Consider the following 24,536-nt stretch of genomic DNA (forward strand, 5'->3'; position numbering starts at 1 on the left):
GGGCTACCGGCTGTGTCGATCCAGTGACGCCGCTACGGCGCGGAAAGCGCTGAGCCGGATGGGGCCGGGAGTGATCGCACATGGCCGCCTCCTGCCGGGCGAATGACCAGATGTGACTTTGTGTTACCCGCACATGCTCCTGATCTCCCCTCTCGTCCCGCCCCGGAGTCACCCGTGTGGGGCACTGGAACAGGACGGACGGGAACAAACACGAACAAAGTGGGCTGTGTTCCCTACTCTTCCGAGCCGATGAGGTCGATGTGGCCCACCCATCCATACCCCCTGTGGAACAGGACCAGTCGCGCGCGTTGCACCGGGCCGCCGCCGTGGCGACCTCGCTCTCCGCCGTCATGGCCACCTCCCTCATCGCCGACCCGGTCGGCGCCCAGCCGGGACACCCCTGCGCGCTGGAGCGGACCGCCGCCCACCACTCCGAGGGGATCGCCGGCTGGGATCCGGCCTACCCGCGGCCGAAGAAGACCCTCGACGCGGTGATGGTGTATCTCTCCTTCCCCGATTCGGAGCCGCTGACCTCCCCGGACGAGCTGACCGGGGACCATTTCCCGGCCACCGCCGAGTTCTTCGAGCGGGCCTCGTACGGCCAGTTCCGGCTGCAGGTCGACGCGCGCGAGCGGTGGATACGCATGCCGTCGGACTCCCTGTCGTACGGCATCGCCCGTGACTGGGACCCGGCGGCGCGCAGCCGTTTCCTGAACGACGCGGTGTCCGCGGCCGATCGGAAAGTGGACTTCCGTGATTTCGACGTGGTCTATTTTGTCGCCGACCCGGATGCCCCCGGTGTGGATTCCGATGCCACCAAGGTGGTCAACTTCGAAACCCCGATGCGCGCCGACGGCACCGACCTGCACCGCATCGTCACCGTCTTCGAGCAGCACCCGCCCGACCGCAACGTCCTCGCCCACGAGACCGGCCACGTCTTCGACCTCCCCGACCTCTACCACCGCCCGCTCGACGGCAGGGCCGACTGGGACACCCACGTCGGCGACTGGGACCTCATGGGCAGCCAGTTCGGGCTGGCGCCCGACCCCTTCGGCTGGCACAAGTGGAAACTCGGCTGGCTGGGAGACGACCAGGTCGGCTGCGCCGCGAACCCCGGGTCTGACCGCTTCACGCTGCACGCGCTGTCCGCCCCCACGAGCCCGCGGACGCGCCCGCGCGGGGCCACGGAGACGCAAGCGGAGAACGGGGCAGGGGAGGTCCGGGGGCGACGGGACGCGGGAGGTGCGGGTGCCGGCGGGGGCGCAGGGGATGCGGGAGGCCCGGGGGACCGGGGCGAGCCGGGCGAGCACGGCGAGCCGGCCGAGCGCAGGGAGCGGGGCGGGAACGGCAAGGGGACGGCGGTCCTGCGGCGCGACACCAGGCTCGTGGTCGTGCCCACCGGCGCCACCACCGCCATCGCCGTCGAGGCCCGCGGCCGCTACGCCAACGACCGGCACGCCTGCACCGAGGGCGTCCTCGTCTACCGCGTCCACACCGGCACCGACTCCGGCGGCGGCCCCGTCGAGGTCGTCGACGGCCACCCCCGCACCGCCGCCTGCCACGACACCTCCGTCTACCCGCCGCTCGCCGACGCCCCGCTGGGCGAGGGCGAGAGCCTGGAGCTGAAGCGCGAGGGCGTACGCGTGGAGGTCACCGGGCGTACGGCGGACGGGGGCTGGGGCGTACGGATCGTACGGGGCGCGGCGAAGCGGGGGTGAACCCGGCGGCGCGGGTGCCGGTGCCGCGGATGCCGTGCCGTGCCGTCGCGGGATGTGGCCCGGAACGCGGACCGGGCGCCTTCGGAGATCCGAAAGCGCCCGGGTCGACGGTCTTGCGTGCTGTACGCCGTCAGGGACTCGAACCCCGGACCCGCTGATTAAGAGTCAGCTGCTCTAACCAACTGAGCTAACGGCGCCTGTCGACGTGGACGACCTTAGCACCCGGCCCCCGGAGATCGAAAATCGGTATTCGGGAGCGGCCACCGCGGCCCGTACGCACCCCCACAGCAACTCCTTCGGGCCCGGCAGCCACGGGAACCGCACCTCCGGCGCGACCAGCCAGCGCGCCGCCCCCGCGCCGGCGCCCTCGTGCCGCCCGTACACCGGCGGCAGCATGACCGCGTCCCCCGGCCCGTGGCAGAGTGCCGGGGGCAGCCCGGGGCGCCACTCCTCCCAGGACAGCAGGGCGGGCAGCCGGGCGGCGGTGCCGGGGGCGGCGAAGAGCAGCGTCCGGTCGCGTACGGCCGCGGCGGGGCCGCTGCCCGCGCCCTGCGCCCACAGCAGCTCCAGCACCCGGCGGCCCGGCAGCGCGGGGAAGCTCACCACGTCGAACGCGCCGCCGCAGGGCAGCACGGCGGGCGCCGCGGGGCGCTGTGACCACAGCGCGTGCACGCTGCGCGGGAAGGGGCTGGCGGAGGCGAGCCAGTCGGCGCCCGCGGGGGTCACGTCGCTGGCGGGAGTGTCCGATGCGTGACGGTTCATGGAAACCACATCTACGCGCGCTGCCGCACGCCTCCGTACAGATCACCGGAACCGGGGACAGGACGGCGGGGAGGCGAGTATTCTGCGGCGGTTTGCGCGCGTGTGACCTGTCCTCGCGCGCGTGCTACGTCTCCGAAGGGGACCCCGTGCCGCCGCCCGCGAGGAGGTCGCGGCCGTACTCGACCATCCGCTTCGCGTAGTCCTCGGTCCAGTCCGCCCGTTCCGCGATCGCCGCCGGCGTCAGCCGGTCGAACCGCTTGGGGTCGGCGAGCTGCGCCGCCGCCATCGCCTGGTACTCGATGGCCCGGTCGGTCGCCGCCCGGAAGGCCAGCGTGAGGTCGGTGGCGCGGGCCAGCAGCTCGCCGGGGTCCTCGATCGACTCCAGGCCGAAGAAGTGCTCGGGGTCGGGCTCCGCGAGCGGCGGCTCGAAGAGCAGCGCGGCGGGCCGGCGCGGGGTGCGCGGCTGCTCCGTCCGGCCTGGCCGAGCCGGGTCCGGCTCCGTCATAGGGGTCCTCCACTTGCCTCTGTGCCACCGCCCATTGTCCCCCGCCGCGCAACCCCGCCCCTGTACGGCGCCGCGGGACCGCCCGTACGGGCGCGTGCCGGGCCGGCGCTCACGCCCGTACACGATGGTCCGCCAGGTGCGCCAGCACCGCCTGGTGGGCCTCCCAGCCGTCCGGGAACTTGACCGCCGCGCCGAGCTGCACCGGCTCCGTCGACGGGTGCTCGTCGAGCAGCTCGGGCACGCCCGCCCGGCAGACGACGACGCACGCGTGCCGGTGCCGCGAGGCGAGCACGCACAGGCGCCCGGTCTCCAGGTGGAACGCCGTCGCGTCCGGGCGTCCCGACAGCGGGTGCAGCACCACCGTGACGTCGAACTCCATGCCCTGCAGCCGGTTCGCCGTGTCCACCGTCACCGCGTCCCCGGCCTCCGCGGGCAGCGTCCGCGCGAGCGCGGCCCGTACCGCCGCGGCCTGGTCCCGGTGCGCCGTGCCCACCGCGATCCGGTCCGCCGTCAGCTCGCCCTCGCCGCGCTCCGAGGCCGTCGTGCCGCGCCGCTCCAGCAGCCGCCGCACCACCTGCGCCACCGCCGCCACCGCCGCCGGGTCGGTCCGCGGCGTGTGCGCCGCCGGTAGCTCCAGCAGCCCCCAGCCGCTCGCCGCCGCCTCGTCCAGCACCCGGTCGGCGCCCGACCCGTCCGACCGCTCCGCGAACGCCAGCCGCCGTTCACCCGGGCCCGTACCGCTCCGGAACGGCGTGAAGGGGTAGAACGCCCGGGACACCAGCGGCCCGGCCGACGCCGGCAGCCGCCAGGACACCGGCAGCCGGTGCTGCGGCAGCCCCGGATGGTGCGCCAGCAGCGTCGTCACGGCGCTGGCCGCGGGGTCCCAGGCCAGCCCCGACCACTGCTCGGCGCCGACCGCGCTGAACGGGTCGAGCTGCCCGGGGTCGCCCACGAACAGCGCGCGCTCGAAGAGCCCGGCGACGGAGAGCAGCGCGTCGGAGCGCATCTGGTACGCCTCGTCCACGATGGCGTGCTCCCAGCGCTCGGCGCCCACGCCCTCCTTCGCCCGGGCCGCGGCGACGTAGGCCCACTTCGCGGCGGTGGAGGCGATGACGCCGAGCCCGGCGAGATCGGCGAGGCTCGTGGCGGTACGCACCTGCTCGTGGCCGTCGAGCACGGGGTCGTAGGGGCGGGGGTCGCTGCTGTGCAGCCGGCCGACGGGCAGGTCGGGCTGCTCCCGGGCGAGGCGGTCGACGAGGTCGTCGACCTGCGCGTTGGTCTGGGCGACGAGGAGGAGCCTGCGGCCGGCGGCGGCCAGCTCGCGGGCGGCGCGGACGACGAGGGTGGACTTGCCGGCGCCGGGCGGGGAGTCGACGAGGACGCCTCGGGAGTGACCGTCGAGGGTGTCGCGGAGGATGGCCTCGGTGGCGGTCCTGGCGGCGGTGGCGGGGTCGGCGTCGTGGGGCCGGGGTCCGGCCGGACGCGGGGGGCGCGTGGCCGCGGTGCGGGGCTCGGGGGCGTGCGCGCGGGGGCGCTGCGCGGCACCGGGCGCCTCCGCGGGGCCCGTCGCTCCGGCCGCCGGGCCGCCCGGTGTTCCCGCCGCGCCCTGCGTGCCGCCCTCGCGCCCGTACGCGTCCGTCCTCGGCTCCGTCGTCACAGGAAGTCCTCCGCCGTCACCCGGTCCGGCTCCTCCGCGGCCCGCGCCGCCGGGGTGCCGTGCGTCCACGGGGTGTCCTCCGGCTCCGGCAGCGCGGGACCGCGGCGGGCCGTGTGCTCGAAGAGCGTCCACACCACCCGGTCGCCCGGCTCCGGCACCGAGCCCTCCGCGGGGGTGCGCGAGCGGCCCATGCCGTCCTGCAACTGCACGGTGACGCGCCCGTCCCCGTACCCGGCGACCAGCGCGCGCTGCGTGCGTCCGCCGGGCAGCTCGCGGTAGACCTTGCCGCCGTCCTCCAGGTGCGGTTCGTCGTCCGTGGCGACGGTGACCAACGGCCGGGGCATCGGGCGGCGGCCTTCCGAGTACGCCATCTCCACCGACTCCGTACGGCACACGAACGCCTGCCCCGCGAGCCGCCGCTCCGCCATCGTCAGCGGGTCGTCCAGCGCCTCCTGGGCGTCCAGTTCGGCCAGCGCGCGCTCGCGCTGGGCCAGCTTGCGGGCGGCGGTCACGGCGTCGTCGCGGCGCGGCTGCGGGGGCTCGCCGGCGCGCACCCGGTCGCGGTGGGCGGTGAACGACCACCTGTCGCCGAGCCACCGGCCGGGCACGTGCCTGCCCTCGGGCAGGGCACGCAGCAGGTCGTACGACCGCCAGACCGCGTCCCACGTGGGCCGCAGCCGGCTCTCCACGAGCCGGGCGACGGTCTCTTCCGCCGCCCGGGTCGCGGCGGGGTCGCCCTCGGTGCGGGCGCGGTCGAAGCGGGCCATAGCGGGGGCGAGGAGCCTGTTGTCGAACGCGGGGTCGGTGGCGGGTCCCGCCGGGGGCACGAGCAGTTGGCCCTCGGCGTCGCGGCCGGTCTCCGCGCGCTCCGCGGCCACCGCGCCGTCCGTGATCCAGGCGAGCAGGGCGCCGAGGTGCTGGTCCTCGACGGTGCTCTGGCCGGTGGCCCAGTGCCGGGCGAGCAGTTCCGTTGCCGACAGCAGCAGCGCGGCGCCGGGCACGCGGGCGCGCTCGCCGTAGTGCGACAGCCAGCGGCCGAGGAGCGGCACGCGCGGGGGCGCGGGGTGCGGCGTGTCCGGGTCGTCCTCGGCGGTCCTGCGGAAGCGCATGGAGCGGCCGAGGAGGCGCACGTACTCGACGCCCGCGCGGCTGGGTACGAGGAGCTGCGCGGCGTCGGCACAGGGCTCCTGGGCGGGCTCCGCGGGGCCCCCGGCGGGTGCGGCCCCGCTGTCGCCGGTGGCGCCGCCGGTGTCACCGGGGGCTTCCGCGAACGACTCGACGTACGGCAGCACTTCCGCCGCCAGTTCCGCCAGGAACGCGAACCGCAGATCGCGGTCGCGCGGCTGCGGTACGGCCAGCAGGCGCGGCCGGTCGCGGTCGCAGCCGACGAGCGCGCCGAGCGGGGCGGCGGCCTCGCCGGCGGCGGTCATCGGGACGAGGACGAGCGGCCGGTCGGACAGATGCCGGTGCCGCACGGTCGCGAGCGGGGTGGCCCGCCCGGCGACCACGGCCTCCGCCCGCGCGAGGGTGACCATGAGACTCATACGCGGCTGCCCCCGCCGCCAGGTTCGGCGGCCGCGCACGCGACGGTGGCCAGCGCCTCCGCACGCAGCACGGCGGCCCGCCGCAACGCCGCCACGGCGGGATCCTCCGGAGACAGACCGATGCGGTCCGACTCCGCCTCCGCCGCCTGCGCGGCAGCGGCGGGACCCGTGGCGATCCGCCCCGTATCCGCCCCGCCCGCCTCGCCCGCCCGCGGTGCCCCGCCCGAGGCCGCCGTCATGACCTCCGCCACCGTGCGCAGGCCGCCGAGGTCGCTGCGTACGCCGCGGCCCAGGGCCGTCACATCGCCCCGCTCGCGGGCTTGCGCGCGGCAGTGGAAGGCCAGTTCGCAGGCCGCCAGGCACTCCGGGGCGTACGCGGCGGGCACCGACTCCACCGCCGTCACCAGCCGGGGCGGGGGCTGGCGGACGTCCAGGGTGAGGTCCGCGGGCAGGGTGGCGGCGATCGCTTCGAGGCGGGTGAGCCGGGCCAGTTGGCGGCGGGTGGCGGCCAGTTGCCTGCGTACGTCGACGGGTTCCGCGACCGGCTGGTTGGAGAAGTCCTTGGGGCACACCAGCAGCACGTTGTGGTGCACCTCGCAGTGCGGCTGCAGCGCCAGCACGTACACCGCCGCCTGCCGGGCCGCCGCGCCCACCTTCGCCGGATCCGCGGCCCCGTCAAGGATCGGGAAGGACTTGATCTCGACCACCGTGCAGCGCCCGTCGGGGCCGACGACCGCCGCGTCCGGCTCCAGGTACACCGGCGCGCCCGCGACCTCCAGGCTGACCATCGGGTGCCGCAGCAGCGTCCAGCCGCCCGCCGCCACCGCCTCGGCGATGGCCAGCCGGGTGCGCTCCGTACGTCCGCGGGGACCGGGGGCGGCCAGGTCGGGGACGTGCACGGCGGCGGGCTCCGGCGGGGTCCCGCCGGTCCGCTCGGCGAGGAGGCTCAGCAACTCGGCGCCGTCGTCGGCGGTGATACGGGCCTCGAAGGCGTTGCCGCGGGCGAACGCGAACTGCGACTGGCCGAACGGCGCCGGTCTGCCCAGCGCCTCGGCGAGCGCGCCTTTGTCGATCCCGGCGCCGTCCAGCAGCGTCCGGCGGCGGCACCCGGGGTTGGCCGCAAGCGCGGCGAGCGCCCGCGCGTCCAGCGCGCGCGCCTGGACGTCCGCGCCGCGCAGCGCGTCGAGCCGGCGGCGCAGCGAGGGCCCCGGCGCCGGGTCGGTCCCGCGCCCGGCGGCGATGGCGGCGGCGTGGGCGGGGGTCAAGTCGCCCGTAGCGGTCGTACGTTCCACGCGCCGCAGTCTGGCACGCCCCACCGACACCGGGGGTGCCCACGTGGCGCGTGCGGTGTCGCGGCGGTCCGCCGGGGGGTGGTCCGTCGCGCCTGCGGTGTCGCGTCCGCCGGTGTCAGGCGCGCACGCGCCGCATCCGGCGGATCTTCGGGTACGGGCCGGCCCCGGGGCGCGGCACCGTCAGCCGCCGCGCCCGCCGCGCGTCAGTACGCGAGTCTCCGGCACATCACCTGTGCCGCGCCCCCGCGCTGCTCCACGGGCGCCCGTCTGCCGCCCGACGGCGCCGGCGGGTCGCCCGGGGCCGGGTTCTCGTGGGTGGTGCGCGGGCTCGGGATGTGCGGCGCTTCCGGGGCCTCTCCCGGGGGGCCGCCGCCCCCGCCCGTGCGGACCTTCTCCGGCGCGCGGTCGTCCGCCGGTACGTCGCTGCCGTCCGGGTCGTCGGGCCGCGGGCCGCCCGCGGCGACCACGCTGCCGCCCGCGGGCGTGCCGCGGCCGCCGATGTGGGAGGCGAGCCGGTACACCCGGCGGCGGATGCCGTCCGCGATGCGCAGCGACGGGCGGAGCAGCAGCCAGCCGATGCCCATGACGGCGGCGCCCGCGACCGCGTCGAGGAAGTAGTGGTTGGCGGTGCCCATGACCACGATGGTGGTGACGAGCGGGTACGCGACGCCCAGCAGCCGGACCGGCGTGTGCGGGGCGTGCCGCCACAGCACCACCGCGCACCACAGCGCCCAGCCCACGTGCAGGCTGGGCATCGCCGCGTACTGGTTGGTCAGCCCGCCGAGCCCGCGGGGCGCGCTCGCCTCACCGCCCCACCAGCCGTACGAGGAGTACTGCGCCATCGTGTCGACGAACCCGTACGCCGGGTCCAGCAGCCGGGGCGGGCAGGTCGGCATGAGGATGAAGCCGACGAGCGCGACGACGGTGGAGAGCAGCAGCCAGGTGCGGTAGCGCCGGTAGTGCACGCGGTGGCGGAGCCAGACCCACACCAGGACCACGGGCGTGACGACGTAGTGCAGGGACGCGTAGATGAAGTCGGCGGGGACGCCGAGCACCGCGTGCGCGGTGAACAGTCTGTTGAGCGGGTCCTCGAAGTTGACGTGCAGGGTCTTCTCGATGTCGAGCAGCGCGAGGCCGTTGTCGACCGCCATGGTCACGTCGCCGCGGGCGAACAGCCGGCCCGCCGAATACGCCATGTACACCACGACGACGAGCAACAGCTCCGTCCACCAACGCTGCCTCAGTCGCATGGTCCAGGCACTCCGTCTCCGCTTCCCCGCTACGGGCCGCCCCACGTGGCCCACGGACAACCGTACGGTGTACGTCAGCCCACCGCACGATGTATATCCCTCCACCGGTTGGTGGATGCAACCTCCACTGAACGGTGGAGGGAGCCAGAAAGACGCGGAATGATCCGGAAAGGTTGCCCGGGGTTGCCGGATCAGGCGGAAATCAGCCCCAGGTTCGCCAGGAACGCGTCCACCTCGGAGCTGCCTGACCAGCGCCGCAGCCGCTCCGCGGTGGCGTCGAGCATGGCGCGTACACGCGCGGAACGCACCTCCTCCAGGAGCGCGAGCGCGCTGCCGGCCGCGGCGGCGGCCTCGTCCGGCCGGCCCGCGGCGGCGAGGTCGGCGGCCAGCTCCGCGGTGAAGAGGGCGGTGTTGCGGGCGAAGTGCGGTTCCTGCAGCAGTACTGCGCGGCGGGCGCACTCGGCGGCGCGGGTGTGGTCGCCGAGCGCCGCCCAGCACTGGGCCTCCAGGCCGGCCAGTTCGGCTTCGCCGTAGAAGGACATCCACTCCGGGCACTCGTCCGCCGCGCCCCGCGCGAACAGGTCGCCTGCCGTGGTCAGCGCCTCGCGGGTGGCGGCGGGGTCGCCGAGGAGCGCCCAGCCGCCGGCCTCGCGGGCGGCGAGCAGCGAGCGCAGCCGGTCGCAGCCGGCCGCGGCGGCGGCGCGGCGGCCGGCCTGGGCTGCGCGTACGGCCTCGTGGGCACGGCCGGTGTCGCGGGCGAGGAACGCGGTGTTGGAGAAGGCGTGCGCCTCCAGCGCGGGGTCGTCGGCGAGCCGGGCGGTGGCGAGGGCCTCGGCGTAGTGCGAGCGGGCGTCGGCGTAGCGGCCGGAGTCGTGGGCCAGCCAGCCGACGGAGAGGGCCAGCTCACCGGCCGCGGCGTGCAGCCGCTCGGCGTCGGAGCCGGGGCGCGGGGCGGTCTCGGGGAGCAGGTCGCGGGCGGTGCGCAGGGTGCAGCAGGCGCGGGCGTAGAGGTCGTCGGCGCCGTGCCGGTCGTCGTGCAGCCGGATGCGGCGTACCGCCTCCGCCGCGGCGGCCATGGGGAACTCGGGCGTACGGGTCCGGGCGGGCGGCAGCGCCGGGAAGGGCGGGAGCGGCTGCGGCGGGCCGGCCGCGGAGGCGGCGGGGGAGGGCTCCGCCGGCCTCTCCGGAGGCGTGGGGCGTACGGACGTGCACGGGGGCGCATCTTTGCTGCCGCGCGCCCTTCGGCCCCGTACCGCCGCCCGCGGCTCGAAGCCCAGATCGCCCAGCGAGCGGCCCGGGAACATGTGCAGGAACACCCGCTCGTACGCGTAGTTCGGGCACCGGATCTCGCCGGACTCGACGCGGCCCACGTAGCGCGCGTCACAGGAGACCTGCTCGCCGATCTCCCGCGCGGCCCGCCGCACCGAGGCGGCGAACTCGCCCGGTGACCGGCTGCCGCGCAGCGCGCGGAAGGCGGCGTTGGGACGCAATCGGTCGGGTGGGGCGGCCACGTCCGCTGTTCCTCCCTGGTGCTGCTCGACAACTACTGTGCCGCGACCGCCGATCGGCAACTGATGGGCTCCACGGCCGGCGCCGCACGGCGGCCCGCTCGCACCCGCGGTGCGCGCGCCGCCACGCAGAGTCTGCCGACCCGCGGGACCCTTCGCCGCCGATCCGCTATAAAACGCCATCCTTTGCGGCGACTTCATGCCGTGCCGTTGACGCGGTCCTGGCGTTGGATGTGCAGAAGACCGGGGGAACCACGACGGGGACTGGATGAGGAGGGGTTCCTGTGCCGGACACCGGCGGGGAGACCACTGTCGGTACGAGAGCCGCCGCGGACCCGTGTGACCTGGTCACCGTCCCGGCACGACACGGCCTCGAAGCGGTCGACATCCTCCGCCTGCGCACGGCCGTCGGGCCCGTGCTGCACGACGGCGGCGTCGACACCCTCGGCTTCCTGGTGCCGTCGGGCACGGCGGCGCGCTGGGACCTGCCCGGCAGCGCGTGCACCCCGGCGTTACGCCGCCCGTTCTCGGCGCCGCCGGTGGCGGGGACGTACTGGCTGGTGCCGCCGGAGGAGGCGGCGCCGGCGACGGACCCGGTGCTGCTGGCGGCGGCGCTGTGCGAGGCGGCCCGCACGATCGAGGCCGCCGACCGCTTCTGAGCCGCGGGCCGCCCGCTCGGCACCCCCGCGGAGCGCGCCCAGGACCCGCGCGGGGGATACTGGGCGCGTGGCCAGGCAGAGGTCGCGCGGCGGGCGCAGCCCCGTCGTGGTGGACGTGGACGGTGGCACCGCCGAACTGCGTCCCGACCCCGACCGCCCGCGCGCCTGGATGCTGCTCCTCGACGGCGCCCCGCAGTCGCACGTCGACCTCGACGACCCCGCGCACCTGGCGTTCGAGTACCAGCGCCGCCTCGGCCACGCCGCCGACCTCGTCGCCCCCGCCGGCCGCCCCGTGCAGGTCCTGCACCTCGGCGGCGGCGCGCTGACCCTCCCGCGCTACGTCGCCGCCACCCGCCCCCGCTCCGTCCAGCAGGCCGTCGAGATCGACGGCAGGCTCACCGCGCTGATACGCGCCGAACTGCCGCTGCCCGAGCGGGCGCGGATCCGGGTGCGGCACGGGGACGCCCGCGCGGTGCTCGCCAGGGTGCCGGACGACTGGGCGGACCTGATCATCGGCGACGTCTTCCACGTCGCGCGCACGCCCGCGCACCTGACCACCACGGAGTTCCTGGGCGACGTACGCCGCGTGCTGCGCCCCGGCGGCGTCTACGCCGCCAATCTCGCCGACGGGCCGCCGCTCGCGTATCTGCGGGCGCAGACCGCCACCGCCGCCGCGGTCTTCCCCGAACTGTGCGTCGTCGCCGCCCCCGCCGTCTGGCGCGGCCGGCGCTTCGGCAACGCCGTGCTCCTCGCCTCCGCCGTCCCGCTGCCGGTCGGCGAGCTGACCCGCAGGGCGGCCACCGACCCGCAGCCCGGCCGCGTCGAACACGGCCGCGCGCTCCGGGACTTCGCCGCCGGCGCCCGGCCGGTGACCGACGCCACGGCGACCGAGTCGCCGGCGCCGCCGCCCGGGGTGTTCACGTAGCAGAGGACGGGGCCGGACCCGTCAGGTCGCGTACTCGTTCGTCTCCACCCGCGGCGGGCCGTCGTGCCACGTGCAGATCACCGACGTCCGCCGGCCGTCCGCGACGAAGTCGACGCGGATCCACGTCGTCTGCTCCCACGTCTGCATCTGCCACCCGGCGTCCGGCGTCGCCGACACCAACTCCGCCGCGTCCGCGGCCATCTCGAACGTCACCCGCCCGCCGGCCACCGGATACGTCTGCACGTCCCCCGTCGCGCTCGCCGCCGGCAGGTCCTGCTGCCCCGCGTCCCCCGCGCCGTCCCCCGGGCTTTCCCCCTGGCCCTCTTCCGCCCCGACCGTGCCCTCGGAGCTCTCCGTACGCTTCTCGCGCCCCGGCGGATCCTGGGAACTCTCCGGCGCCGACGGGGTTTCCGGCTCCGGCGTCGGCGAGGGCGGTGCGGGCCGCTCCGTCGCCGTGCCGACCAAAGGAGGCGGCGACGACGGCGCCCGGCCCGACAGCGGCACCGTGTGCGGCCGGTCGGACGTGCTGTCCAGCACCAGCCTGACCCCGAACCACGACACGGTCACGGCCGCCAGTGTCGCCAGGGTCCACGCGAGCGCGTGCACAAGCCTTCGACGCATCAGCCATATCCTGCCGCACCCGCCCCCGCGGTGCCGCACCCCGGCCGGAACCGCTTCCCGCCGGTTATCCACAGGCGGGCGGAGGCGGGGCGGCGCGAACCGCGCTTTTGGCGTACGTTGCCGGACATGGCAAGTGTGCTGCTGGTGGAGGACGACCAGTTCGTGCGCTCCGCGCTGATCAGGCATCTCACGGACGCCGCCCACACCGTGCGCAGCGTGGGCACGGCGCTGGAGGCGCTCCGCGAGGTCGCGCACCACGGGTTCGACGTCGTGATCCTCGACCTCGGGCTGCCCGACCTCGACGGCGCCGAGGCGCTGAAGATGCTCCGCGGCCTCACCGACGTGCCGGTCATCGTCGCCACCGCGCGGGACGACGAGTCCGAGATCGTCCGCATCCTCAACGACGGCGCCGACGACTATCTCGTCAAGCCCTTCTCCGTCGAGCATCTGCAGGCCCGCCTCGGCGCCGTGCTGCGCCGTGCCGGGGGCCGCACCGCCGCCGCCCCGCCGCCGCGGCAACTGCGCGTCGGGGGCCTCGCCATCGACCTGCGGCGGCGCAGCGCGGAGCTGGACGGCCGCGAGCTGGACCTGACCCGGCGCGAGTTCGACATGCTGGCGTTCCTCGCCGAGCGGCCCGGCGTCGTCGTACCGCGGCGGGAGCTGCTGTCCGAGGTGTGGCGGCAGTCGTACGGCGACGACCAGACCATCGACGTCCACCTGTCCTGGCTGCGCCGCAAGCTCGGCGAGACCGCCGCGCGGCCCCGCTATCTGCACACCCTGCGCGGCGTCGGCGTGAAGCTCGACCCGCCGGCCGGGATCCCGCCCGCATGAGGTGGGCGCTGGTCAAGGTGTGCCTGGCGGTCACGGTGATGGTGGTGGTCGCCTTCGCCGTGCCGCTCGGGCTGGTCGTCAAGGAGATGGCCCGCGACCGGGCGCTGACCAACGCCGAACGGATCGCCGCCGGCATCGGCCCGGCGCTGGCGATCACCACCGACGCCGAGCAGTTGGAGCGCGCGGTCGGCAGCACCGAGGCCGGCGCGGGCGGGCGGATCGCGGTGCACGTGCCGCGCGGCAGCGCGGAGGGTATGTCGGCGGTACGGATCGGGGAGCCGCGCGCCGGCGCGGCCGACGTGGAGCGCGCCTCCGGCGCGGGCACGTCGCTGCTGGTATCCGTCCCCGGCGGGCACGCGCTGCTGCAGCCCATCGCCGTCGAGGGCGACCGGGTCGCCGTCGTCGAGGTGTTCGTGCCGGCGGCGGAGCTGACCGAGGGCGTGGCGCTGGCGTGGCTGGTGCTGGCGGGCGTCGGCCTGGCGCTGATCGCGGGCTCGGTCGCCGTCGCGGACCGGCTCGGCACCCGGATGGTGCGGCCCGCGCGCCGACTCGCGGGCGCGGCGCACGACCTGGGGGAGGGCAAGCTCGGCGTCCGGGTCGAGGAGTCGGGGCCCTCCGAACTGCGGTCGGCGGCCGTGGCGTTCAACTCGATGGCCGACCAGGTCGCGCTACTGCTGGCCAACGAGCGCGAGCTGGCCGCCGACCTCTCCCACCGGCTGCGCACCCCGCTGACCGTGCTGCGGCTCAATGCCGCCTCCCTGGGCGAGAGCGGCGCCGCCGAGCAGACCCGGCAGGCGGTGGCCCAACTGGAGCGCGAGATCGACCAGATCATCGCCACCGTGCGCGAGCAGCGCGGCCGGCCCGCGGGGCAGCAGGCGGCGGCGGTGGCCGGCTGCGACGTCTCGGCGGTGATCAGGGAGCGGATGGAGTTCTGGTCGGCGCTGGCGGAGGACGAGCGCAGGTCCGCGCGGCTGGCGGGGGTCGACAGACCGGCGCAGGTGCCGGTGGCGCGCGCCGAGTTGGCCGCGGCGATCGACGCGCTCATAGGCAACGTCTTCCGGCACACCCCGGAGGGCACGGGCTTCTCCGTCGACGTGCACCACGCGGGCGACGCCGTGATCGTGCTGGCCTCGGACGCGGGGCCCGGCATCCGCGACCCGGAGGCGGCGCTCGCCCGCGGCCAGGGGCAGGGCGGTCCGGGGTCGACGGGCCTGGGTCTGGACATCGTGCGGCGGGTCGCGGAGTCGACGGGCGGGGACGTGCGGATCGGACGGTCGGTGCTGGGCGGCGCGGAGATACGGCTCTGGCTGGCGCTGCGCACCGGTCCCGCCGCGGCGGACGGCGAGCGGCGCCGGCAGCGCCACCGGGTGGTACGGCGGCGGCGCGGCCGGGCGGCGGAGGGCCCGGCGGGCGGCGGCGCGGGGGACGGGGACGGGACTGCGGCCCCGGGCGCCGGCAGGGGGACGGGCAAGGGCGGCGGGACCCGTACGGGCAAAGGGGGCGGTGCGGGCAAGGGAGGCGGTGCGGGCAGGGGTGCCGGTACCGGCAAGGGCGGTGCGGGCGGCGGGGCCGCGGGGGCGGGGCCGGGGGCCGCCGCGGGCGCGGGCGCGGGTGCGCGGCGCGCGTAGCGCGGGCGGCGGCCCCCGCCCCTGAAAGGCGCCGGCCCGCCGCGCCGGCCGCGGGCCCCCGCCCGTCACGCGGCGGCCTGCGTACGGGCCGCGACGGCCCTCGCCTCCCCTTGCGGCGCCCGCCGGTTGCCGGTCCGGCGGGCGCCCGTCTCTCCGCCCGGCCTCCGGGCGCAGCTCTGCTCTGCGCTGCTCTGCTCTGCCCCGGCCGGCCGGGGCCGTCAGACGCCGGGCGCCGGCAGCGCCCCCGCGCGGATCACGTCCGCGTACCAGTGGGCGCTGGACTTCGGCGTGCGCTGCTGCGTCGTGTAGTCCACGTGCACCGCGCCGAACCGCTTGCCGTAGCCGTACGCCCACTCGAAGTTGTCCAGCAGCGACCACAGGAAGTAGCCCCGCACGTCCGCGCCCTCGGCCATCGCGCGGTGCACGGCGCCGAGGTGCCCGTGCAGGTAAGCGATGCGGTCCGGGTCGTGGACCGAGCCGTCCGGCTCCGGCTTGTCGTCGTACGCCGCGCCGTTCTCGGTGATGTACAGCGGGAGGTCCGGCGCGTCGGCGGTGAACCGCAGCAGCAGCTCCGTCAGCCCCGTCGGGTCGACGGTCCAGCCCATCGCGGTGCGCTCGCCCGGCGGCTGGTGGAAGGCGATGCGGTCCGCGGCCGGCCAGGGGGACTGCGCGCCGCCGCCGTGGCCGTCGGCGCGCTCGGGCCTGGCGTCGCCGGAGACGGCGGAGACCACGGTGGGCGTGTAGTAGTTGAGGCCGATCGAGTCCAGCGGCCGGCTGATGAGCGGCAGGTCACCGTCCCGTACGAAGGACCAGTCCGTCAGCCGCGCGGTGTCGTCCAGCAGATCGGGCGGGTACGCGCCGTCGAGCATCGGACCGGTGAAGACGCGGGTGGCCAGCGCGTCGACCTGGCGGGCGGCGTCGCGGTCCGCCTCGGAGTCCGTACGCGGCCGGACGACCGCGGGGTTGAGGCTGACGGAGATCTGGGCGCGGGCCGGCAGCGCGGTGCGCAGCGCGTCGGTGGCGAGCCCGTGCGCGAGGTTGAGGTGGTGCGCGGCGCGCAGGGCGGCGACCGGGTCGGTGCGGCCGGGGGCGTGCACCCCGGCGGCGTAGCCGAGGAACGCGCTGCACCAGGGCTCGTTGAGCGTGGTCCACAGCTCCACGCGGTCGCCGAGGGCGTCGCCGACGAGGCGGGCGTAGTCGGCGAACCGGTGCGCCGTGTCGCGCTCCGGCCAGCCGCCCGCGGTCTCCAGCTCCTGCGGCAGGTCCCAGTGGTAGAGCGTGAGCACCGGCTTGATGCCGGCCGCCAGCAGCTCGTCGGCGAGCTGCCGGTAGAAGTCGAGCCCGCGCTGCACGGCGGGCCCGCGCCCGGTGGGCTGGACGCGCGGCCAGGAGACGGAGAAGCGGTACGCCCCGATGCCGAGCCCGGCCATCAGCTCGACGTCCTCGGTGCGCCGGTGGTAGTGGTCGACGGCGACGTCCCCGGTGTCGCCGCCCGCGGTCTTCCCCGGGGTGTGCGAGAAGGTGTCCCAGATGGAGGGGGTGCGGCCGTGCTCCCGCGCGGCGCCTTCGATCTGGTACGCGGCCGTGGCCGTGCCCCACAGGAAGTCCTCGGGGAAGGTGGCGGTGGTGTCGGACATCTGGGAGCGCTCCCAATCTCGGCGGTGACGAACGTCGTGGACAACGGGGCCGGTCGTAGCTCAACGGCTCCCGGGCGGCGCGCGGGTCGTACCGCCGCGGGGCGAACGGGCCACGGCCGGTCAGCCCTTGACCGCGCCGTGCATGATGCCGCCGACGATCTGCTTGCCGAACAGCAGCAGGAGCAGCAGCAGCGGCAGCGTACCCAGCAAAGCGCCCGCCATGATCACCGACTGGTCGGGGATATAGCCGCGGCCCAGGCTGGTGAGCGCCACCTGCACGGTCGGGTTCTCCTGGGTGAGCGCGATGATCGGCCAGAAGAACTCGTTCCAGGCCATCACGAACGTCAGCATCCCCAGCACGGCCATCGCGGGCCTCGCCGCGGGGAAGACCACGTGCCAGATGACCCGCACGCTGCTCGCGCCGTCCACCCGGGCGGCCTCGATCAGTTCGGTGGGCAGCGCCTGGATCAGGTACTGCCGCATGAAGAACACCCCGAAGGCGCTCACGATGAACGGCAGGATCACCGACTGCAGTTGGTCGATCCACTCCAGCTTCGCGATCGCCATGTACAGCGGCACGACGCTGAGCTGCGGCGGCACCATCATCGTGCCGATCACCAGCAGCATCAGCAGGTTCTTGAAGCGGAACCGCAGCTTGGCGAAGGCGAAGCCGGCCAGCGTGCCGAAGAGCACGGTGCCCGCGGCGATCGCCCCGGCCACGAGGGTGGTGTTGAAGAGCGCCAGGCCCATGTTCGCGTCGGACCAGGCGGTCTCCATGTTCGCGAAGAGGTTGCCGCCGAACCACAGCGGCGGCGGTGTCTCCGCCAGCCGCTCGTTGGTGCGGGAGGCCGCGATCGCGGTCCAGATCAGCGGGAAGAGCGAGATCGCGGTGAAGAGCAGCAGGACGGCGTACGTCAGCTTGCCCGCCCGCTGCTGGCCGCCTGCCTCCCCGGCCTTCGGTGCGCGCCGCCGCCGGCGGCGGGCCGGGGCCGCGGTCTCGGGGGCGGTCTCTGTCAGCGTTGCCATGAGCTTCCCTTCAGCTCTTCCGCAGCCGGCGCGAGATCAGGCCGAAGACGATGCCGATCACCACGAGGATCAGGAACATCACCCAGGCGATGGCCGCGGCACGGCCGAGGTGCAGGTTGCGCCAGCCCTGCTCGTAGAGGTAGAGGCCCAGGGTCTGGAACTGGTGGTCGGGGCCGCCGGACGCGCCCGCGCCCTCCTCGAAGAGCAGCGGCTCGCCGAAGAGCTGGACCGAACCGATCGTGGAGACGACGACGGTGAAGAGGATCGTGGGCCGCAGGGAGGGGATGGTGACGTAGCGGAACTGCTTCCAGCGGGACGCGCCGTCGAGCGCCGCGGACTCGTAGAGGTCGTGCGGCACGGCCTGCATGGCGGCCAGGTAGATCAGGGTGTTGTAGCCGGTCCAGCGCCAGATCACGATGGTGGAGATGGCGATCTTCGAGGTCCAGTCGCCGCTCTTCCAGTCGATCTCGTCCACGCCGAACAGGCCGAAGAACCAGTTGATGAGCCCGTAGTCGCGGCCGTAGAGCATCGCGAACACCAGCGTCGCCGCCGCCACGCTGGTGGCGTACGGCGCGAGCATCGCCACCCGGAAGAAGGAGGCGGCGCGCATCTTGTAGTTGAGCAGGTGCGCGAGGCCCATCGCCATGAGCAACTGCGGGACCGTGGAGAGCACCGCGAGGGTGAAGGTGACCCACAGTGAGTTCCAGAAGAAGTGGTCCTCGAACAGCCGGGTGTAGTTGTGCAGTCCGGCCCACTCCATGTCGGTGGGCGCGGTCAGCTCCACCCGGTGCAGCGAGGCCCACGCGGTGTAGAGCAGCGGGAAGAGGCCGAAGGCGGCGAAGAAGAGGAAGAACGGCGAGATGAAGGCGTACGGGCTGAGCTTGGCGTCCCACCGGTAGCGGCGGCTGCGCCACTTCTGCCGCCGGTCCTCGGTCGCGGGCCGTTTCGGGACCGCGCCCCCCTCGGCGGAGGGGGGCGCGTCCACGGCCGTACCAGTCTGGGTCATGGCCGGACTCTCACTGGTCCAGGGCGTTGTCCACGGCCTTGACGGCTTCGTCCCAGGCACCGTCGGGGTCCTGCTTGCCCTGCTCGATCAACTGCAGGCCGTTGCCGATGTTGTCGTCGATGACCTGGTCCTTCGGGCCGATGGTCTGCACCGGGATCTCTTCGGCGGCGGCCGAGAACAGCTCCCCGATCGGGGCGTCGCCGAAGTACGGGTTGGTGGCGGTCCTGACCGCCTCCATGTCGTACGCGGGCGGGGCACTGGGGAAGTTGCCGCGCTCGGCGAAGAGCTTGGCCTGCTGCTCGGGCGCGGTCAGCCAGGCCACGAGCTTGGCGGCCTCCTCCTTGTGCGCGCCGGACTCGGGGACGCCGAGGAACGAGCCGCCCCAGTTGCCGGGCCTGGGCGACTGGGCCACGTCCCACTTGCCCTCGGCCTTGGTGCCGCCCTTCTCCTGGATGTAGCCGAGCATCCACGCCGGGCAGGAGATGGTGGCGAAGTCGCCGTTGCTCATCGCCTGGTCCCACTGCTTGGTGAACTGCTCCAGGTTGCCGGTGAGCTTCTCCTCCGCGGCCGTGGAGGCGATGCCCCAGGCGGCCTCGACGTCCGGGCTGTCCTTGTAGATGACCTCGCCGGACTCGTCGTAGTACTTGCCCTCGCTGGAGGCGATGGCGCCGTCGTACACGGCGTCGGCGGAGTCCACCCAGGCGACGCCCTCGGGGCCGTTCTTCCTGAAGTCCCGGCCGGCGTCGAGGAACTTCTCCCAGTCGCCTTCCCACAGCTTCGCGACCTCTTCGCGGTCGGTGGGCAGCCCCGCGGCCTCGAAGTGGTCCTTGCGGTAGCAGACGGCCATGGGGCCGACGTCGGTGCCGAGCCCGATGGTCTTGCCGTCGTCGGCGGTGGCCTGCTGCCACTTCCAGTCCAGGAAGGCGTCCTCGGAGGCGCCCTCGGCCTTGCCGAGGTCCATGAAGCGGTCGGCCTGGGTGTCGACGACCTCGGCGATATTGGCGACCTCGACGGCCTGGACGTCGGCCAGACCGCTGTTGCTGGTCAGGTGGTTGAGGAGGGCGGGGTAGTAGTTCTCGTTCCGCTCGATGACGTCCTGCTTGATGGTGATGTCCGGGTTGAGCTTCTCGTACTCGTCGTAGAGCCCGGCCTCCTCGAAGCCGAAGGTGCCGAAGAGACCCATCGTGATGGTGGTCTTCCCGCTCCCCCCGTTCCCGGAGTCGCTCTTCGAACCGTCGTCGTCATCGCTCGCGCACGCGCTGAGCAACCCGGTGCCCAGAGCGGCTGCGGCCAAAAGGCCCACGGCCCGTCGGGTCGTGCGGTAACTGCGCACTGCATCCTCCTAGCGCCCTGACGCGTGCCGCTCCTGCCGGAGGTGTACGAGGGGGATCGGGAGTGGCGGCTCGGGCGGGCTTTCGTGCGGGTTCTCTATGGGTCGAGTAGAGTGGGAGCGCTCCCAGAAGTGATTGGTTGAAGGGTGGCCTTTCGGCGAGGGGGTGTCAAGGGACCGGACATCTCGACTGGCTCCCGTTACGCGGCTGTTAGCTTCGGCACGGCCCGCGGACCGGGGCCGGGGGCGAGAATCGGACAGTCAGCAGACAGCCATAACGCGGGAGGGTGGAATGGCGGTCAGGGATCGGCGTACGCCGGTGGCGCGCGGCGGGCGCGGTGGGAGACCGACGCTTGAGCAGGTCGCCGCGCGAGCCGGGGTGGGCAGGGGGACTGTGTCCCGGGTGATCAACGGATCGGACCAGGTCAGCGAGCAGGCGCGGACGGCCGTCGAGCGAGCGGTCGCGGAGCTGGGCTACGTGCCCAACCGCGCGGCGCGGGCGCTCGCGGCCGGCAGCGCGGACGCGGTCGCGCTGGTGATCCCGGAGCCGGAGACCCGGCTGTTCTCCGAGCCGTACTTCTCGGACATCGTCCGCGGGGTGAGCGCGGAGCTGGCGGAGACGGACAAGCAGCTCCTGCTGACGCTCATCCGCTCGCCCCGGGAGCGGGAGCGGCTGGCGGCGTATCTGAGCGCCGACCGGGTCGACGGCGTGCTGCTGGTCTCCGTGCACGAGGGCGACCCGCTGCCGGAGATGCTGGCGGCCATGGGGCTCCCGGCGGTGCTCAACGGCCGGCGGGCGGCGGGCGAGGCCGTGCCGTACGTCGACTCCGACAACACCGGCGGCGCGCAGGCGGCCGTGGAACATCTGATCGGCCGCGGGCGCTCGGCGATCGCGACGATCACCGGCCCCGCCGACATGTACGTCGCGAGCTGCCGGCTGGAGGGCTACCGTCAGGCATTGAAGGCGGCGGGCCGCGAGGAGGACGCGGGGCTGGTCGCCGTCGGTGACTTCACCGAGGAGGGCGGCCGGCGGGCGATGCAGGAGCTGCTGGAGCGGCGGCCCGCGCTGGACGCGGTCTTCGCCGCCTCCGACGTGATGGCGGCCGGCGCGCTCCAGGTGCTGCGGGCGGCGGGCCGTACGGTGCCGGACGAGGTGGCGGTCGTCGGCTTCGAGGATTCGCCGGTGGCCCGGCACACCGACCCGCCGCTCACCAGCGTCCGGCAGCCCACGGAGGAGATGGGGCGGGCGATGGTACGGGTGCTGCTGGACGGGATCGACGCGAAGGACGCCACCGAGGGGCGGCACGTGGTGCTGCCGACCGAGCTGGTGGTACGCGCCTCGGGGTGACCCGGGCGGCCCCGCCGCCGGGGCCGGAACGTGACGCGGGGCGGGCCCGGCTCGGGCCCGCCCCGTCGGCGTGTACAGGCCGGCCTTCCGGCCCGTAGCGCACAACTGCCCTGGCCCCGGGGCGACTTCTGTCGGGAGGGTTGACAGGTGCATAACCCTTCGGGAGATTGGGAGCGCTCCCACACTTCAAGACTTGCACCTCACTCCGCGAGGTGAGGACGGGGGCGAACCACGCCAGGCCCCGTCCCTTCTGCTCAGCCGGGCCGGGCGCGCACAGGCCCCGTGCGCCCGGCCCGGCTGTCCCTCCACGCCGTCCGCCCGCAAGCCCGCACGCCCGAACACCTTCCAGTTCCAGGAGGATTCGTGCACGCACCCCGCACTCCCGACGAGTCCGCACGGCTGTCCCGAAGATCGTTCACCACCGCCGCCGGCGGCGCGCTCGTCGCCCTCGGCGCCGGGCAGGCCCTGGCCGGCGCCACCGCCCACGCCGCCCAGGCGCCGGCGGGCGAGCGCACGAAGGCCGTCGCCGCCACCCCGTACACCGACGCCTTCCTCGCCCAGTACGAGAAGATCAAGGACCCGGCCAACGGCTACTTCAGCCCCGACGGCATCCCCTACCACTGCGTCGAGACCCTGATCGTCGAGGCGCCCGACCACGGCCACCAGACCACCTCGGAGGCGTTCAGCTTCTGGATCTGGCTGGAGGCCGCTTACGGCCGGGTCACCGGCGACTGGGGCCCGTTCAACGGCGCCTGGGAGACCGCCGAGCGCTCCATCATCCCGCCGCACGCCGACCAGGCCAGCAGCGGCTCGTACAACCCGGGCTCGCCCGCCACCTACGCGCCCGAGCACCCCGAGGTCTCGTCCTACCCCTCCCAGCTCGACCCCGGCGTGCCCGTCGGCCAGGACCCCATAGCCGCCGAACTGGCCTCGGCGTACGGGACGATGGACGTCTACGGCATGCACTGGCTGATGGACCTCGACAACGTCTACGGCTACGGCAACACCCCCGGCACCGGCGGCCAGAACGGCCCCGGGCCCGGCGCGTCCTTCATCAACAGCTACCAGCGGGGCTCGCAGGAGTCGGTCTGGGAGACGATCCCGCAGCCCACCACCGACCTCTTCGAGTTCGGCGGCCCCAACGGCTACCTCGACCTCTTCGTCGGGGACGCCTCCTACGCCCGGCAGTGGAAGTACACCAACGCCCCCGACGCCGACGCCCGCGCCGTGCAGGCCGCGTACTGGGCGCTGACCTGGGCGAGGGCGCAGGGCAACGAGAGCCTGGTGGCGGAGTCCGTCGCGCGGGCCGCGAAGATGGGCGACTACCTGCGCTACGCCATGTTCGACAAGTACTTCAAGCAGATCGGCGACTGCGACAGCCCCACCGGCTGCCCCGCGGGCACCGGCCGCACCTCGCAGCACTACCTGCTGTCCTGGTACTACGCCTGGGGCGGCTCCACCGGCAGCGGCGGCGGGTGGGCCTGGCGCATCGGCGACGGCGCCTCCCACCAGGGCTACCAGAACCCCTTCGCGGCCTGGGCGCTGTCCACCGTGCCCGAGCTGACCCCCAGGTCCCCCACCGCGAAGAGCGACTGGGCCACGTCCCTCACCCGGCAACTGGAGTTCCTGCGCTGGCTGCAGTCCACCGAGGGCGCCCTCGCCGGCGGCTGCACCAACAGTTGGGAGGGGCAGTACGGCACCCCGCCCGCCGGTACGCCGACCTTCTACGGCATGCCCTACGACTGGCAGCCCGTCTACCACGACCCGCCCAGCAACAACTGGTTCGGCTTCCAGGTCTGGGGCATGGAGCGCGTCGCGCAGTACTACCACGCCACGGGGAACGCCGACGCCGGGGCGATCCTCGCCAAGTGGGTCGCCTGGGCCTCCGCCGAGACCACCGTCGGCGCCGACGGCAGCTACCGCTTCCCGTCCACCCTGCGGTGGACCGGCGCCCCCGACACCTGGAACGCCGCGAACCCGGGCGCCAACGCCGGCCTGCACGTGGACGTCGTGGACTACGCCGACGACGTCGGCGTCGGCGCCGCGCTGGTCATGACGCTGGTCTACTACGCCGCCAGGGCCGCGGACGCCGATGCCGCGGCGCTGGCCAAGGCGCTGCTCGACGCGATGGCCGCGCACGCCGACGGCAAGGGCATCGCCGTCCCCGAGACCCGCCGCGACTACGACCGCTTCGACGACGAGGTGTACGTGCCCGCCGGCTGGTCCGGCACCTCCCCGCACGGCGACCCCATCGCACCCGGCGTCACCTTCATCGACCTGCGCTCCTGGTACCGCGAGGACCCGGACTGGCAGAAGGTGCAGACGTACCTCGACGGCGGCGCCGCGCCGGTGTTCACGTACCACCGCTTCTGGGCCCAGGCCGCCCTGGCCCTCGCCCTCGCCGCCTACGGCGAACTGCTCGGCGGGGAGACCCCCGGCGGTCCCGGCGACGACACCGAGCCGCCGACCGTGCCGGGCGGGCTGCGGGTCACCGGCACCACGGCGAGCAGCGTCGCGCTGGCCTGGACCGCCTCGACGGACAACGTGCGGGTGACGGCGTACGACGTGTACCGCGACGGCACCCCCGTCGGCAGCGCGGCCGCCACGTCCTTCACCGACTCCGGGCTCTCCGCCGCCACCGCGTACTCCTACACGGTCGCCGCCCGGGACGCGGCGGGCAACGCCTCGCAGCCGTCCGCGGCGGTGACGGCGACGACCGGGTCGGGCACCGGCACCGGGGCGGTGAAGGTCGAGTACCGCAACAACGACCAGGCGGCGACCGACAACCAGATCAAGCCCGGCCTCCGGATCGTGAACACCGGCGGCGGCGCGCTGAGCCTGTCGACGCTGACCCTCCGGTACTGGTTCAGCGGCGAGTCCGGCGCGGCCACGTACAGCACCTGGTGCGACTACGCCCAACTCGGCGCCGCCAACGTCACGCACCGCGTGGTCGCGGCCGGCGGCGGCAAGGCCGGTGCCACGCACTATCTGGAGGCCGGCTTCACCGCCGGCGCCGGCAGCCTCGCGGCCGGCGCCTCCACCGGCGACATCCAGTTGCGGCTGAACAAGACCGACTGGTCGGCCTTCGACGAGTCGGACGACTACAGCCGCGCCGCCACCGGCACGTACATCGACGCGCCCCGAGTCGTCGCGTACGTCGCCGGGTCGCCGGTGTGGGGCACGGAGCCCTGACGCCGGCGCGCGGGCGGTGTGTACGGCGCCGGACCTCCGGCCCGTACACGCCGGCCGCGGCGCGACCGCGGGCCGGACCCGCCCGGGGGGCGCGGCC

Annotated in this window: 19 protein-coding genes and 1 tRNA gene; 7 read left to right on the plus strand and 13 right to left on the minus strand. The window is 74.8% G+C overall.

What is annotated here, in order from left to right; translation table 11 throughout:
* Positions 1-284 precede the first annotated feature (284 nt).
* A complete protein-coding gene (locus CXR04_RS24100; RefSeq protein ID WP_101424374.1) occupies positions 285-1,718 on the plus strand; it encodes a M6 family metalloprotease domain-containing protein in 1,434 nt (477 codons plus the stop codon).
* Between the two features lie 123 nt (positions 1,719-1,841).
* Here the strand turns inward: CXR04_RS24100 and CXR04_RS24105 are convergent.
* From CXR04_RS24105 to CXR04_RS24140, 8 genes are all read right to left on the minus strand, one after another.
* Positions 1,842-1,915 (minus strand) — tRNA-Lys (locus CXR04_RS24105).
* Complete coding sequence (locus CXR04_RS24110) at positions 1,893-2,480, minus strand: bifunctional DNA primase/polymerase (RefSeq protein WP_101424375.1); 588 nt, start codon at positions 2,478-2,480, stop codon at positions 1,893-1,895. Before CXR04_RS24110 ends, CXR04_RS24105 begins: the two co-directional genes overlap by 23 nt.
* A 124-nt stretch (positions 2,481-2,604) precedes the next feature.
* Positions 2,605-2,985, minus strand: a complete 381-nt coding sequence (locus CXR04_RS24115; protein WP_101424376.1) for a hypothetical protein — start codon at positions 2,983-2,985, stop codon at positions 2,605-2,607.
* Positions 2,986-3,094: 109 nt separating this feature from the next.
* The gene (locus CXR04_RS24120; RefSeq protein WP_101426563.1) at positions 3,095-4,402 is read right to left on the minus strand and encodes an AAA domain-containing protein; all 1,308 of its coding nucleotides are present in this window, start codon (positions 4,400-4,402) and stop codon (positions 3,095-3,097) included.
* Positions 4,403-4,638: 236 nt separating this feature from the next.
* Positions 4,639-6,186: a hypothetical protein gene (locus tag CXR04_RS24125; protein ID WP_199850520.1), complete on the minus strand. Its 1,548-nt coding sequence runs from the start codon at positions 6,184-6,186 to the stop codon at positions 4,639-4,641.
* On the minus strand, positions 6,183-7,451 hold the full coding sequence (locus CXR04_RS24130) for a hypothetical protein (RefSeq protein ID WP_442802470.1): 1,269 nt from the start codon (positions 7,449-7,451) through the stop codon (positions 6,183-6,185). The genes CXR04_RS24125 and CXR04_RS24130 overlap by 4 nt, the downstream gene beginning before the upstream one ends.
* 230 nt (positions 7,452-7,681) lie before the next feature.
* Entirely contained in the window at positions 7,682-8,728 is a 1,047-nt protein-coding gene (locus tag CXR04_RS24135) for a phosphatase PAP2 family protein (protein WP_234380453.1), read from the minus strand.
* 191 nt (positions 8,729-8,919) lie between these two features.
* Positions 8,920-10,218: a transcriptional regulator gene (locus CXR04_RS24140; protein ID WP_101424379.1), complete on the minus strand. Its 1,299-nt coding sequence runs from the start codon at positions 10,216-10,218 to the stop codon at positions 8,920-8,922.
* 302 nt (positions 10,219-10,520) lie between these two features.
* On the opposite strand from CXR04_RS24140, the gene CXR04_RS24145 reads away from it, so the two are divergent.
* Together CXR04_RS24145 and CXR04_RS24150 are read left to right on the plus strand one after the other, a co-directional pair.
* Positions 10,521-10,895, plus strand: a complete 375-nt coding sequence (locus CXR04_RS24145) for a hypothetical protein (RefSeq protein WP_101424380.1) — start codon at positions 10,521-10,523, stop codon at positions 10,893-10,895.
* A gap of 67 nt (positions 10,896-10,962) precedes the next feature.
* On the plus strand, positions 10,963-11,820 hold the full coding sequence (locus tag CXR04_RS24150; RefSeq protein WP_234380454.1) for a spermidine synthase: 858 nt from the start codon (positions 10,963-10,965) through the stop codon (positions 11,818-11,820).
* A 21-nt stretch (positions 11,821-11,841) separates the two neighbouring features.
* Here the strand turns inward: CXR04_RS24150 and CXR04_RS24155 are convergent, their stop codons facing one another.
* Positions 11,842-12,426, minus strand: a complete 585-nt coding sequence (locus CXR04_RS24155) for a hypothetical protein (protein WP_101424382.1) — start codon at positions 12,424-12,426, stop codon at positions 11,842-11,844.
* Between the two features lie 141 nt (positions 12,427-12,567).
* Here CXR04_RS24155 and CXR04_RS24160 point away from each other — a divergent pair, with 141 nt between their 5' ends.
* On the plus strand, positions 12,568-13,272 hold the full coding sequence (locus tag CXR04_RS24160; protein WP_101424383.1) for a response regulator transcription factor: 705 nt from the start codon (positions 12,568-12,570) through the stop codon (positions 13,270-13,272).
* Positions 13,269-14,900 (plus strand): HAMP domain-containing sensor histidine kinase, encoded by a 1,632-nt coding sequence (locus tag CXR04_RS24165; RefSeq protein WP_101424384.1) that lies wholly within the window; start codon positions 13,269-13,271, stop codon positions 14,898-14,900. The genes CXR04_RS24160 and CXR04_RS24165 overlap by 4 nt, the downstream gene beginning before the upstream one ends.
* A gap of 218 nt (positions 14,901-15,118) precedes the next feature.
* Here the strand turns inward: CXR04_RS24165 and CXR04_RS24170 are convergent, their stop codons facing one another.
* The 4 genes from CXR04_RS24170 to CXR04_RS24185 form a co-directional block, all read right to left on the minus strand.
* A complete protein-coding gene (locus CXR04_RS24170; RefSeq protein WP_101424385.1) occupies positions 15,119-16,537 on the minus strand; it encodes a GH1 family beta-glucosidase in 1,419 nt (472 codons plus the stop codon).
* Between the two features lie 120 nt (positions 16,538-16,657).
* Positions 16,658-17,563: a carbohydrate ABC transporter permease gene (locus tag CXR04_RS24175; protein ID WP_101424386.1), complete on the minus strand. Its 906-nt coding sequence runs from the start codon at positions 17,561-17,563 to the stop codon at positions 16,658-16,660.
* Between the two features lie 10 nt (positions 17,564-17,573).
* Complete coding sequence (locus tag CXR04_RS24180) at positions 17,574-18,569, minus strand: carbohydrate ABC transporter permease (RefSeq protein WP_101424387.1); 996 nt, start codon at positions 18,567-18,569, stop codon at positions 17,574-17,576.
* A gap of 10 nt (positions 18,570-18,579) precedes the next feature.
* A complete protein-coding gene (locus CXR04_RS24185; protein ID WP_101424388.1) occupies positions 18,580-19,752 on the minus strand; it encodes an ABC transporter substrate-binding protein in 1,173 nt (390 codons plus the stop codon).
* A 439-nt stretch (positions 19,753-20,191) separates the two neighbouring features.
* Here CXR04_RS24185 and CXR04_RS24190 point away from each other — a divergent pair, with 439 nt between their 5' ends.
* Both CXR04_RS24190 and CXR04_RS24195 read left to right on the plus strand, forming a co-directional pair.
* Positions 20,192-21,247: a LacI family DNA-binding transcriptional regulator gene (locus tag CXR04_RS24190; RefSeq protein ID WP_101424389.1), complete on the plus strand. Its 1,056-nt coding sequence runs from the start codon at positions 20,192-20,194 to the stop codon at positions 21,245-21,247.
* Between the two features lie 363 nt (positions 21,248-21,610).
* On the plus strand, positions 21,611-24,439 hold the full coding sequence (locus CXR04_RS24195; protein WP_234380457.1) for a glycoside hydrolase family 48 protein: 2,829 nt from the start codon (positions 21,611-21,613) through the stop codon (positions 24,437-24,439).
* Positions 24,440-24,536 lie beyond the last annotated feature (97 nt).

The sequence above is a fragment of the Streptomyces sp. CMB-StM0423 genome (assembly GCF_002847285.1).
Classification (GTDB): Bacteria; Actinomycetota; Actinomycetes; order Streptomycetales; family Streptomycetaceae; genus Streptomyces.

Excerpts from the sequence above, each read along its gene's own strand:
- CXR04_RS24190 (WP_101424389.1), top strand. The coding sequence starts at position 20,192 with ATGGCGGTCAGGGATCGGCGTACGCCGGTGGCGCGCGGCGGGCGCGGT.
- CXR04_RS24165 (WP_101424384.1), top strand. The coding sequence starts at position 13,269 with ATGAGGTGGGCGCTGGTCAAGGTGTGCCTGGCGGTCACGGTGATGGTG.
- CXR04_RS24175 (WP_101424386.1), bottom strand. The coding sequence starts at position 17,563 with ATGGCAACGCTGACAGAGACCGCCCCCGAGACCGCGGCCCCGGCCCGC.
- CXR04_RS24160 (WP_101424383.1), top strand. The coding sequence starts at position 12,568 with ATGGCAAGTGTGCTGCTGGTGGAGGACGACCAGTTCGTGCGCTCCGCG.
- CXR04_RS24115 (WP_101424376.1), bottom strand. The coding sequence starts at position 2,985 with ATGACGGAGCCGGACCCGGCTCGGCCAGGCCGGACGGAGCAGCCGCGC.
- CXR04_RS24185 (WP_101424388.1), bottom strand. The coding sequence starts at position 19,752 with ATGGGTCTCTTCGGCACCTTCGGCTTCGAGGAGGCCGGGCTCTACGAC.
- CXR04_RS24135 (WP_234380453.1), bottom strand. The coding sequence starts at position 8,728 with ATGCGACTGAGGCAGCGTTGGTGGACGGAGCTGTTGCTCGTCGTCGTG.
- CXR04_RS24125 (WP_199850520.1), bottom strand. The coding sequence starts at position 6,186 with ATGAGTCTCATGGTCACCCTCGCGCGGGCGGAGGCCGTGGTCGCCGGG.
- CXR04_RS24180 (WP_101424387.1), bottom strand. The coding sequence starts at position 18,569 with ATGACCCAGACTGGTACGGCCGTGGACGCGCCCCCCTCCGCCGAGGGG.
- CXR04_RS24110 (WP_101424375.1), bottom strand. The coding sequence starts at position 2,480 with ATGAACCGTCACGCATCGGACACTCCCGCCAGCGACGTGACCCCCGCG.
- CXR04_RS24170 (WP_101424385.1), bottom strand. The coding sequence starts at position 16,537 with ATGTCCGACACCACCGCCACCTTCCCCGAGGACTTCCTGTGGGGCACG.